The organism is Arachnia rubra (assembly GCF_019973735.1).
Taxonomy (GTDB): domain Bacteria; phylum Actinomycetota; class Actinomycetes; order Propionibacteriales; family Propionibacteriaceae; genus Arachnia; species Arachnia rubra.
In genome coordinates, this window is the sequence record NZ_AP024463.1 from 1,367,612 (window position 1) to 1,382,739 (window position 15,128).

General features: G+C 67.7%; 8 protein-coding genes. 2 read left to right on the top strand and 6 right to left on the bottom strand.

What is annotated here, in order from left to right:
- Nucleotides 1–15 precede the first annotated feature (15 nt).
- The 3 genes from ahpC to gndA all read right to left on the bottom strand — a co-directional run bounded on the left by ahpC (nucleotide 16) and on the right by gndA (nucleotide 6,494).
- Nucleotides 16–579, bottom strand: coding sequence for an alkyl hydroperoxide reductase subunit C (ahpC, locus tag SK1NUM_RS06200; RefSeq protein WP_212326714.1), 564 nt, complete (start codon nucleotides 577–579; stop codon nucleotides 16–18).
- 207 nt (nucleotides 580–786) lie between these two features.
- The gene (locus SK1NUM_RS06205) at nucleotides 787–5,061 is read right to left on the bottom strand and encodes a DEAD/DEAH box helicase (RefSeq protein ID WP_212326722.1); all 4,275 of its coding nucleotides are present in this window, start codon (nucleotides 5,059–5,061) and stop codon (nucleotides 787–789) included.
- Entirely contained in the window at nucleotides 5,058–6,494 is a 1,437-nt protein-coding gene (gene gndA, locus SK1NUM_RS06210) for an NADP-dependent phosphogluconate dehydrogenase (RefSeq protein WP_212326724.1), read from the bottom strand. Before gndA ends, SK1NUM_RS06205 begins: the two co-directional genes overlap by 4 nt.
- Before the next feature lie 242 nt (nucleotides 6,495–6,736).
- Between gndA and SK1NUM_RS06215 the strand changes: the two genes are divergently transcribed.
- Nucleotides 6,737–8,041 carry an ABC transporter substrate-binding protein gene (locus tag SK1NUM_RS06215; protein WP_396020929.1) on the top strand — a complete coding sequence of 435 codons (1,305 nt, stop codon included), beginning with the start codon at nucleotides 6,737–6,739 and terminating at the stop codon, nucleotides 8,039–8,041.
- A 48-nt stretch (nucleotides 8,042–8,089) separates the two neighbouring features.
- Here SK1NUM_RS06215 and SK1NUM_RS06220 read toward each other — a convergent pair whose 3' ends face one another.
- The 3 genes from SK1NUM_RS06220 to pepN are packed head-to-tail and all read right to left on the bottom strand — an operon-like array spanning nucleotide 8,090 to nucleotide 12,901.
- Nucleotides 8,090–9,355 (bottom strand): dihydroorotase, encoded by a 1,266-nt coding sequence (locus SK1NUM_RS06220; RefSeq protein WP_212326728.1) that lies wholly within the window; start codon nucleotides 9,353–9,355, stop codon nucleotides 8,090–8,092.
- Between the two features lie 17 nt (nucleotides 9,356–9,372).
- Nucleotides 9,373–10,293, bottom strand: coding sequence for an aspartate carbamoyltransferase catalytic subunit (locus SK1NUM_RS06225; protein ID WP_212326730.1), 921 nt, complete (start codon nucleotides 10,291–10,293; stop codon nucleotides 9,373–9,375).
- A gap of 28 nt (nucleotides 10,294–10,321) precedes the next feature.
- Complete coding sequence (pepN, locus tag SK1NUM_RS06230) at nucleotides 10,322–12,901, bottom strand: aminopeptidase N (RefSeq protein WP_212326732.1); 2,580 nt, start codon at nucleotides 12,899–12,901, stop codon at nucleotides 10,322–10,324.
- Between the two features lie 90 nt (nucleotides 12,902–12,991).
- Between pepN and ligA the strand changes: the two genes are divergently transcribed.
- A complete protein-coding gene (gene ligA / locus SK1NUM_RS06235; protein ID WP_212326734.1) occupies nucleotides 12,992–15,079 on the top strand; it encodes an NAD-dependent DNA ligase LigA in 2,088 nt (695 codons plus the stop codon).
- Nucleotides 15,080–15,128 lie beyond the last annotated feature (49 nt).

Below are 15,128 nucleotides of genomic sequence, written 5' to 3' on the forward strand. Positions count from 1 at the left end.
CATGGGGTTTCCCTCTCAGATCTTGCCGGCCAGGTCGAAGGACGGGGTGAGCGTCTCCTCGCCCTCCTCCCACTTGGCGGGGCACACCTCGCCGGGGTGGTTGCGGATGTACTGGGCCGCCTTGATCTTGCGGACCAGCTCCGCTGCGTTGCGACCAACCCCGTCCGGAGTGGTCTCGATGTACTGGATGAGGCCGTCGGGGTCGATGACATAGGTCGAGCGGTCGGCCAGGCCGGAGTCCGGGCGCGCGTTGTCGAAGTTCTGGGTGATGACGCCATTGACGTCCCCGAGCATCGTGTACTCGATGGTGCTGACCTCAGGAGAGGACTCATGCCAGGCCTTGTGGACGAAATGCGAGTCACGGCTGACCGAGTAGACCTCCACACCCAGCGACTGGAGTTCGGCATACACGTCCTGCAGGTCGGCGAGCTCGGTCGGGCACACGAAGGTGAAGTCGCCCGGGTAGAAGAAGACGACGTTCCACTTGCCCCGGAAGTCATCGCTGGAGACGTCCACGAAAGCGCCGGAGCGATAGCCGGTCGTGGCGAAGGGCTTGACCGGGGTGTTGATCAAGGACATGAAGATCACCTTTCATCGTTCGATCAGGATGATAGTAAATGTATATCGAAACAGACCTATTTGCATGGTTTTGTCTATGGGTGTTGTGGTCTCGCCACGGGATGAGGTTCCGTGAGGAGGGATGGCGGTGCGGGTGGCATTCCAGGCGTCCTGGCGGGATGCCGCGCGCCGGATGGCCTGGCCTCAGGGAAAGGCCCAGGTGCCGCGTCAGCGGACCCCGCGACCTGGGCCGCTGGCTCCCTCCACGACGAGGCCCTGCGGATGGAGCCCGGCGCCGGCCTCGCGGAGCGTAGCCGCCGCGGGGTGCGCGGTGGCGCGGACGCCGTCGATTTCCTCGATGCGGAAGCGGGGCATCCGGGTCTGCGCGACACACTCCGCCAGGGCATGGAACACCTGGGTTGCCGTCAGGTCTGGGGAGTCCGAGGGAAACAACGCCAGTGACCGCCCGCCGCGTCCCAGATAGGCCAGGCAATGGCCGCCGGCGATCACGACCACAGCGCCTACGCTGCGGGATGGTCGGGCCGTCTCATGCTGAGGCCAGGGCAGCACCTGGCCGAAGGGATTTGCAGGATCCATCGCGGCGAGCACCCGGGCGGGTGAGGCGACCGGCTCGCGGAAGGAACGTAGCGTCTCGATGGTCTCGGGGGACGCGAACTGGGCCGCGCCCAGTCCTGCCACGAGCATGCCGCGTCGCACCAGGCCACTGTCCTCGAACTCTCTCAGCAGCCCATAGGCCGCGGCGAAGCCGCCGGGCGCGCCCTCGGCGACTCCCCGGGTCACGACGCCATAGCGCTCTAGCCAGCCGGCTGCCTGCGCCAGCCGCGCCTTTCCTGGCTCGGGGAAGGCGTTGTTGGCGACGTACCAACGGCCGGCCAGATGTTGCGGGGCAGAGCGAGCCGGCCGCATCGGCCGGGGCCGCCTGGCCCGGGTGCGTGTCGCGGGCCGTGATGCGTGGCGAGACGATCTATTCCCGGTGAGCAGGGCCCGTATCGTCATCATGGAGGCCGGTGCGACCAGCCCGGCAGCGGCCGCCCGCCACAGGGCCTCTGCCTGCTCTGGGGGAACCAGGCCGTCGCCCAGTCCCGCCGCGAGCGCGGCATCCTCGTCGCTGCCCGCCACGGACGGCGACGGCACCAGGTCCAGATCATCCGCGGCCACGAGCGTCATCGCCGGATCCGTCCCGGTGCTGCGGATCCTGAGCAGCACCTCGCCTTCGGCCAGCAGCTGATCCAGGTGCGCAGGCTGGTATCCATCAAGGCGCGCAGGCAGGAGATGGGACTCCCACAGACTGGCCGGGAGCACCGCTCCAGCGAGCTGTTGCAGGGCCAGCAGCACCTCGTCGGGGGAGGACCGTGGTGGCTCTGTGATGCCGTGCCGGTCCAGCAGGAAACGGGCGTACCCGTCAGCGGGGATAGGTTCGAGGCTCGCCCGGGCAGTGGCCAGGCAGCGGCTTCTCAGCCGGTCCAGCACCACCGGGTCGCAGTACTCCGGGCCGGTCCTGCCCTCCGTGAACTGGCCCGTGATCAGGCGTTCAGCTGCCGCCTCCGCCTCCAGGATGTGATGGGCCACAGCCCTGCCAACCCCCAGCGACGCCGCCAGCATGGCTGCGTCGAAGGGAGTGTGGGTGCGGGCGAAACGAGCGACGAGCTGGGTCAGGGGATCACGGCCACTAGGCTCAGTTGCTGGCTCAACTGGCACCGCCACCCCGAGCGCATCGCGCAGCAGCGCCAGATCGGAGACGGCTGCCAGGCGTTCCTCGCCCGCGATCACCACAGGAATCAGAGCATCGGGCAGTGGATCAGGCAGGGCGATGTCACTGCGGAGCGCCAGGTCGGCACGGGATAGCGGTCCCAGACGGCGGGGCAGTGCAGCCAGTTCCGTGACGTCTCGTGCCCGGTGCCCGTCGGCGGTGTGCTGCAGCTCCGCCTGGACCTGGGCCACGATGCCGGGATCCAGCAGCTCTCGCAGGTCCAGCGACCCCAGGACCGAGGACAGCAGAGCCGGGTCGAGGGCCAGCGACTGGGCGCGCCGCTCCGCCATCGGCAGGTCACCCTCGTACATGAAGGTGCCCGTATAACGGTAGAGCATGGTTGCAGCGAACGGACTGGGTGAGGGGGTGACCACCTCCACGAGTCTCACCCGTCCGGACCGGATCCGGCCCAGCAAATCCAGCAGGCCGCTCAGGTCCCAGCAGTCGTTGAGACACTCCCGGGCCGCCTCCACGGTGATGGGAAAGTCCGGGTGCTGGCGCGCCACCTGGAGCAGCTGTGCCGCGCGATGACGCTGCTGCCACAACGGCATCCGGCGGCCATGACGGCGGGGCAGCAGCAGGGCACGGGAGGCGCATTCCCGGAACCGGGCCGCGAACAAGGAGGTACCGGTCACCTGCCCGGTGACGAGCCGTTCCACCTGATCAGGTGCGACCTGCAGCAGCTCTGGCACCAGCAGGTGCGGCAACTCTCCATCGGGGAGCCGCAGGATGAAACCGTCATCGTTCGCCACCGGCCGGGAATCCACCCCAGAGCGCCGCTCCACGAGGGCTGCGACCGCCACGCTCCAGGGAGCCAGCACCGCACGGCCGAGGGGGCTGTGCACCACCACCCGCCAGTCACCCAGCTCGTCGCGGAACCGCTCCACCACCACCGTCCGCTCGTCCGGCACCACCCCGGTAGCTTCCCGCTGCTCTGTCACGAAGGCGACCAGCTCGTCCCGGGTCGGCCCGTCCAGCCAGGGAAAATCGACACGGTCCTCGCTGACGCGCCGCAGCAGCTCCCCGATCCGGCAGCCCAGCTCAGCTGGCCGGGACTGGTCGTCGCCGCGCCAGAACGGGAGCTTCCCAAGCCGTCCTGGTGCGGGGGTCACCAGCACCTGGTCGCGGGTGATCCCAACCACCGTCCACGACGACGCACCCAGCGTGAAGGTCTCACCCACGCGCGTCTCGTACACCATCTCCTCATCCAGCTCCCCGACCCGCCGGCCCGGCCCGCCGCCCTCGGCCAGGAACACCCCGTAGAGACCCCGGTCAGGGATCGTGCCTCCCGACGTGACCGCCAGCCGCTGTACGCCGGGCAACCCCACCAGGCGGCCACCCTGCTTCTCAAGACGGGCCCGCAGCTCGGAGAAGTCGGCGCTGGGATAGGTGCCGAGCAATAGCTGAAGCACGCTTCCGAAAGCCGCCTCGCCCAGGCCCGCGTAGGGGTGGGAGCGTCGCACCGCCCGTAGCCAGGCAGCGATGTCCAGGCCCGCATCGCCCTCGGCGGCAGCGGCCGCCACGGTCTGCTGGGCCAGCACATCGAGCGCCAGGGTGGGGATGCGCAGCTCCTCAATGTGGCCCGAGATCATGTCGGAGATGGTCACGACCGCAGCCGCCAGCTCCCCGCGATGCAGCGGATAGACGGTGCCCCGGGACGTCGCCCCCACGCGATGCCCGGCCCGGCCCATGCGCTGCAGCGCGCTTGACGTGGTCGGGGGAGCGCCGATCTGGATCACCTGCTCGACCGCCCCCATGTCGATACCCAGCTCCAGGGAGCTCGTGGCGACCACTGCCCGCAGCCGGCCCTCCTTCAGCGCTTCCTCGATATCGGCCCGCACCTGTTTGCTGACCGAGCCGTGATGGGCGCGGGCCAGGTCGCCCTCACCTCCCTGCTCCAGCCAGAGCTCGTTCAGGCGCGCCGTCAGCTTCTCCGCCGTGCGCCGGGCGTTCGCGAACACCAGCGTCGACCGTGCCCGCAGGATGGCCGCCAGGATCTCGCTCTCCACGTGAGGCCACGGGTCAGTGAGTGGGGGAGTGGACACCATGACCTCCCACTGTTTGCTGGCAGCGGGCGCCACCACTTTCACGGCCCGGTCGCCACCGAGGAACGCCGCCACCTGCTCGACGGGACGCACGGTGGCGGACAGGGCGACGCGCTGCACATCGCGCCCGGCCAGCAGGTCCAGCCGCTCCAGGCTCAGGGCCAGGTGGGTGCCGCGTTTCGACCCCGCGACGGCGTGGATCTCGTCGATGATCACGGTCTCGACGCCGCGGAGCGTCTCCCGGGCTGCGGAGGTCAGCATCAGATACAGCGACTCGGGAGTGGTGATGAGCACATCCGGCGGGTTGCGGCGCAACCGGTTGCGGTCGCGCGCCGTGGTGTCACCGGACCGCACGCCCACAGTGACGTCGGCCACGCGGTGGCCGAGCCGCGCCGCCTCCTCCCGGATCCCCGCCAGCGGGATGCGCAGGTTCCGCTCTACATCCACCCCGAGAGCCTTCAGCGGGGAAACGTAGACCACCCGTGTGCCGCGCGGCCGGGCATCGGGCTGCAGCAGCAAGTCGAGGGCATGAAGGAAGGCGGCGAGAGTCTTCCCGGAACCGGTGGGTGCCACCACCAGGACATGCCCACCGGCACTGATCGCCTCCCACGCCCCCTCCTGCACCGCGGTCGCCGCGGGAAAGGAAGCCTCAAACCAGCTGCGCGTCGGAGGCGAGAAGCCCGTCAATCCGCAGCGACCTCGGTGCCGTCGGTGGACCAGTTGATGTGGAAGGAGCCCTCATCGTCGGTGCGGCGGTAGGTGTGGGCGCCAAAGTAGTCGCGTAGCCCCTGGGTCAGGGCGGCCCCGAGGCGCGGGGAACGCACCTGGTCGTAGTGGGCCAGGGCGGCGGCGAAGCCAGGCACCGGGATGCCCGACTCGACGGCCGCCGCGACGACCCGGCGCCAGGCGTTCTGGCAGTTTGCCAGCTCGGCGGCGACGGACGGGGCCTCCAGCAAGGTGACTAGGTTGCCGTCGGCGTACTCGGAGCGGATCCGCTCCAGCAGCCGGGCCCGGATGATGCATCCGGCACGCCAGATTTTTGCCACCTCGGCGATGTTGATCCTCCAGCCGTACTCGGCCGCCGCCATGCGGATCTCGTCGAGGCCCTGCGCGTAGGCCACCACCTTGCTGGCCCACAGCGCCTGCCGGATGGACTCAACGAAGCCGGCACGGTCGGATGCCCGCAGACTGCCGTCAGGCCCCTGCAGCGCAGCCTGGGCCGCGGCCCTGAGCTCGGGGCTGGAGGAGACCGCGCGGGCGAACACGGCCTCGGCAATGGTGTTGACGGGGGTCCCGAGGTCGAGCGCCGACTGGACGGTCCAGGTGCCGGTGCCCTTCATGCCGGCCGCATCCACGATGACATCCACCAGCGGTACGCCCGTACGGGGATCGGCCTTGCGCAGCACATCGGCGGTGATCTCGATGAGATAGGAGTCCAGATCGCCCTGGTTCCAGGAGGAGAAGACCTCAGCCTGCTCATCCGGGCTCAGGCCCAAGGCCTTCAGTAGCGTCCAGGCCTCACCGATGAACTGCATGTCGGCGTATTCGATGCCGTTGTGAACCATCTTCACAAAATGCCCGGCGCCGTCGGTCCCGATGTAGGTGCAACACGGCTCACCATCGGCGTCGGCGGCGATCCGCTCCAGGATGGGGCCCAGCGCCTCGTAGGACTCCGCGGAGCCTCCCGGCATGATCGAGGGCCCCTCCAACGCACCGACCTCACCGCCCGAGATGCCCGCCCCGACGAAGTGGAGACCGAGGTCACGCAGGCGCTGCTCGCGTCGGCGGGTGTCCTGGAAGTATGAGTTGCCGCCATCGACGACGATGTCTCCCTCCTGAAGGAGAGGTATCAGTGCATCTATGGTGGCGTCGGTCGCCCCGCCCGCCTTGACCATGAGGATGATGCGGCGCGGCCGCTCCAGCGACGCCACGAAATCCGCCAGCTCATGGGAGGGCGCGAAATCCCCCTCGGACCCGTGAAGCCTCATGACCTCGTCAGTACGGGATGCCGTCCGGTTATAGAGGGCCACCCGGAATCCCTTGTGGGCGAGGTTGCGGGCCAGGTTAGAGCCCATCACCGCCATCCCGATTACTCCGACCTGGGCCAGTTGCTCGCTCATGTGTCTCCTTAAACTGTCCGGCGGCCTTTCGGACCGGCACGGCCAGCTTAGTCGACGAGGACGGCATACACGGATGATAATGACGAGGTAACGGAAAAGCGGACGAATTCTGTACATTCGATGCGGACAAGATGATGAGCGTTGAGCCTCACTGGCCCGCATCCCCAGGGTGCTGTGCCGTCAGGAAACAGCTCCTGAATCAAGGTCGGCCTAGGGAGGAAGGCTCAATGCGGATCAAGGGTCTGATGGGTGTCGCCAGCCTGGTGTCAGCGGCAGTGCTTGCTCTGACCAGCTGCTCTGGGGGCGGGTCCGCCACAGAATCCGGCTCTACCTCCCTCAGCGGCGAGGTCATCAAGCTCGAGTACCTTCATCGCCTTTCAGACGGGCAGGGGATGACCCCGGTGGCGGAGATCATCAAGAAATGGAATGACACGCACCCGAATGTCCAGGTCATCGCCACCAGGTTCTCTGGCAAGGCCACGGAGATGGCAGCCAAACTCGAGGCTGACGTCAAAGCCGGGACCGCTCCCTGCCTGGCCCAGGTCGCATATGGCGAGGCCCCCGGGATGTTCGTGAAGAACCTCCTTGAGGATGTGTCCGCCGAGGCCGCCAAATACAAGGACGACTACACCAGCAGCGCCTACGCGCAGATGTCCGTAGGCGGTAAGATGGTGGGCCTGCCCCAGGACACTGGGCCACTGGTGTACCTCTACAACGAGGCCGAGTTCAACGCCCTCGGTATCGAGGTGCCCAAGACCTTCGATGAACTCCTGGAGGCAGCCAAGAAGGCCGCTGCCCAGGGCAAGTACATCCTCGGCTTCGAGCCCGATGAGGCCGGCTACGGCCTCTCCGCTCAGGCTGCGGCCGCCGGAGCCGTCTGGTATTCGGCCGTCGACAACAAGTGGAGGGTCAATACCACCGGCGAGGAGAGCCAGGCGGTGGCGACATTCTGGCAGGAGGCACTGGACGCCAAGGCTGCGCTCACCCACAACCGCTGGTCTAGCGAATACGAGCAGGCCCTGGCCAGCGGAAGCCTCATCGGCAACATCGCTCCCGCCTGGGAGATCGGCTCCGCCCTGGACAAGCTTGACGGCACGGCCTACGAAGGGCAGTGGCGTGTAGCGAAGCTCCCCACTATCGGTGGCGCCCAGATGACCGGGCCCGACGGCGGCTCCGGTGTGGCTGTGATGAAGGGCTGCGGTCACAAGACCGAGGCGATGGAGTTCAACAATTGGCTCAACACGCAGGTGGCCGACCTGGCAGCCCGGGGACTGCTGCCAGCCGCCAAGGATGCTGTCACAACGCCTGAGAAGACGCTGCGCCAGTTTGGCAACCAGGACGTCTACAAGGTGTTGTCCGAAGCCGGCGACGAGATTTCCTCGCAGTGGAGCTACATTCCTGGTTTCCCGGACGTCACCCCCAAGATGAGCGAGAAGGCAGCCGAGGTGGCCGCCGGCAGCGCGAAGGTGGCCGATATTCTCACCGTCGCCGGAGACGCCTCCCGGCAGACCCTGAAAGACGCCGGCCTGCCGGTCGCCGACAGCTGACCCTGAAACACCGGGGCTGCCTCGATGACACCCCGGTGCGATGGGAGGTCAGCGACGGTAGGTGACCCTGCCGTCCCAAAGGGTCATCTCCACCGGGTCGGGGAGATCCCGGCCGTGGTAGGGGTTGTTGTGGCTTCGAGAGGCGGAGTCCCCTCGGTCCACTGTCGCGCGCCGCGCCGGATCGATCAGCACCAGGTTGGCCGGTTCTCCCGGGGCCAGCGGACGTCCCTGCGCGGTAGCCTTGCCGATTCGCGCGGGCGCGTGGCTCATGCGGTCGGCGACCTGCTGCCAGGTCAGACGGCCCGGGGCGACCATGGTCTCCATCACCACGCCGAGGGCCTGCTCCAGGCCCAGCATGCCGGGCCTGGCGTCTACGAAGGCGTGGTCCTTGTCCTGGGGTGCGTGGGGAGCGTGGTCCGTGGCGACCGCGTCGATGGTGCCATCGGCCAGGGCCTCCCGTACCGCCTCCACATGCTCGCTGGTGCGCAGCGGGGGATTCACCTTGAAGGTGGTGTCGTAGCCGATCACCTCGGGAGTGGTCAGGTACAGGTGGTGTGGCGTGGCCTCAGCGGTGACCCGGATCCCGCGCCGCTTCGCCCAGCGCAGCACCTCCACGCCCTCGGCGGTTGAGACGTGGCACACGTGCAGGCGGGAGCCGGTGGCCTCCGCCAGGGCGACGTCGCGGGCGATGATCACCGACTCCGCGACTGGCGGCCAGCTGGGCAGTCCCAGCCGTCCTGATATCTCACTCTCATGGCAGCAGGCGTCCGCTCCGGCCAGGGTGGAATCCTGGGCATGCTGGGCCAGCACCCCGTCGAAGGGCCGCACCCACTCGAAGGCGCGTCTCATCAGGCTGGCGTCCATGACGCAGCGGCCGTCATCTGAGAACACCGAGACCCGGGCCCGGGAACGATGCATCAGCCCCAGCTCCGCCAGTTCGCGCCCAGCCAGCTCCTTGGTAATGGCGCCGACCGGGATCACCTGGCAATGGTTGGCCGCCACCCCCAGCGTCAGCACGTGCTCCGCGGTCTCGGCGGTGTCGGTGACAGGCTGGGTGTTGGCCATCGCGAAGACGGCGGTGAACCCGCCGCGCGCGGCGGCACGGGATCCGGACTCCACAGTTTCCGCGTCCTCACGTCCGGGTTCACGCAGATGGGTATGCAGGTCCACCAGCCCCGGCAGCGCCAACAGCCCGTCTGCATCAATCACGGTCGACCCGATGGGATGGTCCTTCGCGAACCGGCCCGACTCGATGAAGAGATCCGTCCTCGACCCATCTGGGAGGGTCACCCCGGTGATGGCGAGTTTTGACATGTGGCTTCTTCCTCCCGTCAGTCGGCCAGCAGATGGTGCAGCACACTCATACGGACCGCGACCCCCGAGGAGACCTGGTCAAGCACGATGGACCGCGGGTCATCGGCGGCTGCCGAGCTGATCTCCAGGCCACGGTTCATGGGGCCAGGGTGCGCGATTACGGCGGTGGGACGCAGCCGTGACAGCCGCGGCACCGTCAGGCCGTAGGCGTCGACATACTCCCGCTCCGAGGGGAAGAAACCGCCATGCATGCGTTCCCGCTGCACCCGCAGCATCATGGCCACGTCGACGTCGGAGATGACCTCATCCAGATCTGCCGTCACCTGCACCCCCCAGGAGCCCACCCCCGGTGGCAACAGCGTGTGGGGGGCAACCAGCACCACCCGTGCTCCCAGCCGTCCGAGCAGCGCGACGTTGGACCTCACCACCCGGGAATGCAGCAGGTCACCGGTGATGGCCACCAGCTTGCCCTCCAGGGTGCCCAGCCTGGTGCGCCTGAAGTGGGTCAGCATCGCATGGGCATCCAGAAGGGCCTGGGTCGGGTGTTCGTGCGTGCCGTCACCGGCATTGACCATGGAGGCACGCACCCAGCCCGCCGCCTGCGCCACCGAGCCGGAACCCGGGTGCCGCATCACGATGGCGTCCACCCCCATGGCATCCAGGGTCATGAGGGTGTCGCGCATCGACTCGCCCTTCGAGACGCTGGAGCCGCGGGCCGACACATTGATCGCGTCGGCTGACAGCCATTTGGCTGCGAGTTCGAAGGAACTCCGGGTGCGGGTGGAGTCCTCGAAGAAGAGGTTCACCACGGTGCGGCCCTTCAGGTTGGGCAGCTTCTTGACCCGGGCCTCCTGCAGCTGGTGCATCTGGCCGGCCACGTGAAGAATCGAGTGAATCTCGTCGGTGGTGAGATCAGCGATGCTGAGCAGATGCTTCATGGCCGGGTCTTCTTTCCGAGGAGCTGGATCAGTGGCGGCTGCGTTCCTGGACTCGTAGGCTGCGTTCCGCCTCATCCAGCCGTTCACTGAGCAGGCGCCGCACCTGGTCGCTGGGCTCACCCTCGGCGAGGTAGCGGCGGAACCGGGCAACCAGGTCAGAGCTCACCAGGGTCTCGGGGAACAGCCAGCGTAGCGCCGCACCGATGGCCGCGTAGCCGCGGTTCTCCCAGCCGCCCTCCCGGCGCGAGATGAGGCTAGCCAGCTCCGCGTAGGAATCCACGTAGGGCCTGAGCACCTCATCCTGGCCGAAATTGATGAACCCCATGGCGATACTGCGGTGGGTCTCATTCGGCACGTCCGGGTCAGCAGTGGCCAGGCGCCATGCCTCGGCCTTGGCCTCAGCCGTCGGTATGCCCGCGCGGGCACCTGCGGCACGCTCGGCACCCGTGTTGGTGTTGTCCCGCTCCAGCTCAGCGGCGATCTCAGGCTCGCCGAACACGCCGCGGCGAGCCAGCGCGGCGACGATGAGCCAGCGCACCTCGGTGTCCACCGCAAGGTCGGTCGGGACCTCCTCGTCATGCAGCCAGCCGCGGATCAGCTCGCAGGCATCGTCGCTGCGCGCTGTCCCGATCAGAGTCTTGGCAATGATCAGCTGCGCATCGGAGCCCGGGCCGGCGTCCTTCAGCAGACCAGCCAGGCCGGTGACCAGACGCGTGTTCGCAGTCTCCCTGAGCTCGGGAGCCATGAAACGACCCGAGCAGGCCGCGGCCTGTGCCAATACGGTCGTGATGGCGGCCATGTCTTTCTCGGAGCCGATGCCCTGGAGCGCGAGGGACACCATCTCCTGCGGGGCGATCTCGGCGTCCCGGACGGAATCCCAGAACAGTGACCAGGTGACGGCGCGGGCTAGCGGGTCGGCGAGCTTGTCGATCCCCGCCACCAGCGCATTGCGGGAGACCTCGTCCAGGCGGATCTTGGCGAAGGTCAGATCGCCGTCGTTGAGCAGGACCACGTCGCGGCGCGCATGCCCGACCAGCTCCGGTACCTCGGTGCGCTCACCGGAGATGTCGGTTTCCACGTAGTCGACGCGCTCCAGGCCCTCCTCGGTGCTGGCGTAGATGCCGATGCCGAGGCGGTGGGTGCGCAGCGTCGGCCAGCCTTCTGGCGCTGTCTGGACGACGGCGAACCGCGTGAAGGTGCCGGTCTCGTCCACCTCGAACTCTGCCCTGAGGGTGTTGACCCCGGCACTTTCCAGCCACTGGCCGGCGAACCAGGACAGGTCACGCCCGGAGGCCGCCTGCAGCTCGGTGAGTAGGTCGGTGAGGGTGGTGTTGCCGTAGGCGAACTTGCGGAAGTAGTTGCCGACTCCCTTCAGGAAGGCCTCGATGCCAACGAAGGAGACCAGCAGCTTCAGCACCGAGGCGCCCTTGGCGTAGGTGATGCCGTCGAAGTTCTGCTCCACCTTCTCCAGGTCGCTCATGTCGGCGGCGATGGGATGGGTGGTTGACAGCTGGTCCTGCAGGTAGGCCCATGCCTTGCGCTCGTTCGAGAAGGAAGCCCACGGGTTGGCTCCCGTGCCGTACTTCTTCGCGATCTCGTCGGCGGCGAAGTGGGAGGCCCACTCAGCGAACGACTCGTTGAGCCACAGATCGTCCCACCAGCGCATGGTCACCAGGTCGCCGAACCACATGTGGGCCAGCTCATGGAGGATGGTGTTGTCCCGGGCCTCCAGCTCGCGGGCGGTGACGCGGGAGCGGAACAGGTACTGGTCACGGAAGGTGACGCAGCCCGCGTTCTCCATGGCGCCGAAGTTGAACTCGGGCACGAAGACCTGGTCGTAGGAGTCGAACGCGTAGGGCACCCCGAAGGCGGACTCGAAGACCTCGAAGCCGCGCTGCGTGGTGGTCAGGATCCTGTCGGCGTCGAGGAACTCGGCCATCGACGCGCGGCAGGCCACGGACGCGGGGAGGACCCCGGCCTTCGAGGTGATCTGGCCCTTGACGACGTGGTATTCACCCGCCACCAGCGCGGTGATGTAGGTAGCGATCACCGGAGTGGGGGCGTGCTCGAAACGTGCGATGCCATCGCCGGCGGGTTTACCTGCGACGGAGCGGGAGTTGCTGAACACGCTCCAGTGCTCCGGGGCCACGACCGTCAGCTGGAAGGTTGCCTTCTGGTCAGGCTGCTCGAAGGTGGCGTACATCCGGCGGGCATCAGCCGTCTCGAACTGGGAGTACAGGTACACCTTGCCGTCGGTGTCGACGAAGCGGTGCAGGCCCTCACCGGTGTGGGAGAACCGGCCGACCGCATCGACCACCACTGTGTGCCTGCCCTCGCTGAGGTCTTTCAGCGGCAGCCGGTAGCCGTCGAACTCGTCGAGCGGCAGCGGCTTGCCGTCCAGGGTGGCGGAGCGGATCTCGTCGGCGATCACGTCCAAGTGGGTGGACCCGCCCGCCGAGGTGAAGTCGAGCTCGGTGTGAGAGGCGAAGGTGCGCTCGGGATCGGCGAGACCATTGCCGGTCACGTCAACCGTCACCCGATAGGTCTCTGCCTTGACGACGCGGGAGCGGAGGGCGGCTTCTTCGCGAGTGATATTGGCGGTTGCCATGGACACCTTCAATCGTCTGTTGCTGTTCTGCCAAGCTCAAGCACTTTATCGCATGATCCTTAAGGGTAGGGGTATGACAGCATTGGGTTTATGACGATTTCTCCCGATGCCGAACCCCGCTGGCAGGAACTCAACCAGCTTCTCCTGGCCGCCAGCGACGCCTACTACGGGGGAACCGAGCCCATCATTTCCGACGCCGAATACGACGAGCGGCTGCGAGAGCTCGCTGAGCTGGAAGATCGTCACCCGGAGCTGCGGCTCCTTGGATCCGCCACCACGCGGGTCGCCTATGCGCGGGTCACCGAGTTCGCCCCCGTTACCCACCGGCAGCGGATGCTGAGCCTCGACAACGTCTTCGACGAGGAGGAACTGGACGAATGGCTGGCCAGGGTACCCGCCGAACGCTATCTGTGCGAGCTGAAGATCGACGGGCTGGCGGTGAACCTTACCTATCTGGACGGCCGGCTCGCGGTGGCGGCAACGCGCGGTGACGGCCGGGTCGGTGAGGATGTGACGGGCAATGTCGCCACCATCGACGGCATCCCACACCGGCTGCGGGGAACGAACGTGCCGGCCGTGCTGGAGGTGCGCGGTGAGGTGTTCTTCCCCAAGCAGGCCTTCGCAGAGCTGAACGAGGCCCTCGTCGTGGCTGGGCAGCATCCGTTCGCCAATCCCCGCAACGCCGCAGCCGGGTCGCTCAGACAGAAGGACCCCCGCATCACCGCTGCCCGGCCGCTACGCATGATCGTCCACGGCATCGGGACCCACGACGGCCTGGAGCTGACCAGCCAGAGCCAGTCCTACGACGCTCTGGCCTCCTTCGGGCTTCCGGTCTCTAGCCACACCAAGGTGGTCGGCTCGGCGGCCGCGGCGCGGGACTACGTGACCTATCACGGCGAACACCGCCACGACGCGGAACACGAGATCGACGGCGTCGTGATCAAGGTGGATGACCTCGTCTCCCAGCGCCGGCTTGGCTCCACCTCCCGCGCCCCCCGCTGGGCGATCGCCTACAAATACCCGCCGGAGGAGGTCCACACCAGGCTCCTCGACATCCGCGTGGGTGTCGGCCGCACCGGCCGCGTCACCCCGTTCGCGGCGATGGACCCGGTCCTGGTGGCGGGATCGACCGTCGCCATGGCCACCCTCCACAACGCGCACGAGGTGGTGCGCAAGGGGGTCCGTATCGGTGACACGGTGGTGCTCCGCAAAGCCGGCGACGTCATCCCAGAGATCGTCGCCCCCGTGGTTGCGCTCCGGGACGACAGCGAACGCGACTTCGTGATGGCGACCCACTGCCCGTCCTGCGGCACCGCCCTGGCGCAGCAGAAGGAGGGCGACAAGGACCTACGTTGCCCGAATGCCCGCAGCTGCCCCAGCCAGCTGCGGGAACGCCTATACTCGCTCGCCGCCCGCGGTGCCTTCGATATCGAGGCCCTGGGGGCGGTCGGAGCCCGGGACCTTCTGGAGTCGGGACTGCTCACCGACGAGTCGGGGCTGTTCGCGCTCACCGAGGACGACCTGGCCCGCAGCTCCATCTATGCCTCTCGCAGCGGTGGCGTCACTGCCAACGGCGCCAAACTGCTGGAGAACCTGGCCGCGGCGATACAGCAGCCGCTGTGGCGGGTCCTGGTGGCACTGTCCATCCGGCACGTCGGCCCCACCGCCGCCCGAGCGCTGGCCTCCCGCTTCGGGAGCATGGACGCCATCCGCGCGGCCTCCGTCACGGAACTGGCTGACACCGAGGGAGTGGGACAGGTGATCGCCCAGTCGCTGAAGGAATGGTTCGAGGTGGACTGGCATGTCAACATCGTCGAGGCCTGGGCCGCGGCAGGGGTACGCATGGCCGATGGAGCCGCCCAGGAGCGCTCTGAGGCGCAGCCGACTGCCAGCCTCCAGGGCCTGACTGTGGTCGTCACCGGCAGTCTCGAGGGCTTCACCCGGGATGGCGCCAAGGAGGCGATCGTCTCCCGTGGCGGCAAGGCCGCGGGATCGGTGAGCCGGAAGACCGACTATGTGGTGGTCGGCGAGAACGCGGGAAGCAAAGCCGTCAAAGCTGAGGAATTAGGGTTGCCGATCCTGGACGAGGCAGATTTCCTGAGGCTGCTGGAGCAGGGACCTGCCGGGGTCAGCGGCGGCGAGGAAGGAGCCGGGCCCGGATCGCCCGCTGGCGAGTGACGAGACCACTGATGCCATCGCGGCCCAGCTCTCGTGGCGTATCCCGGTT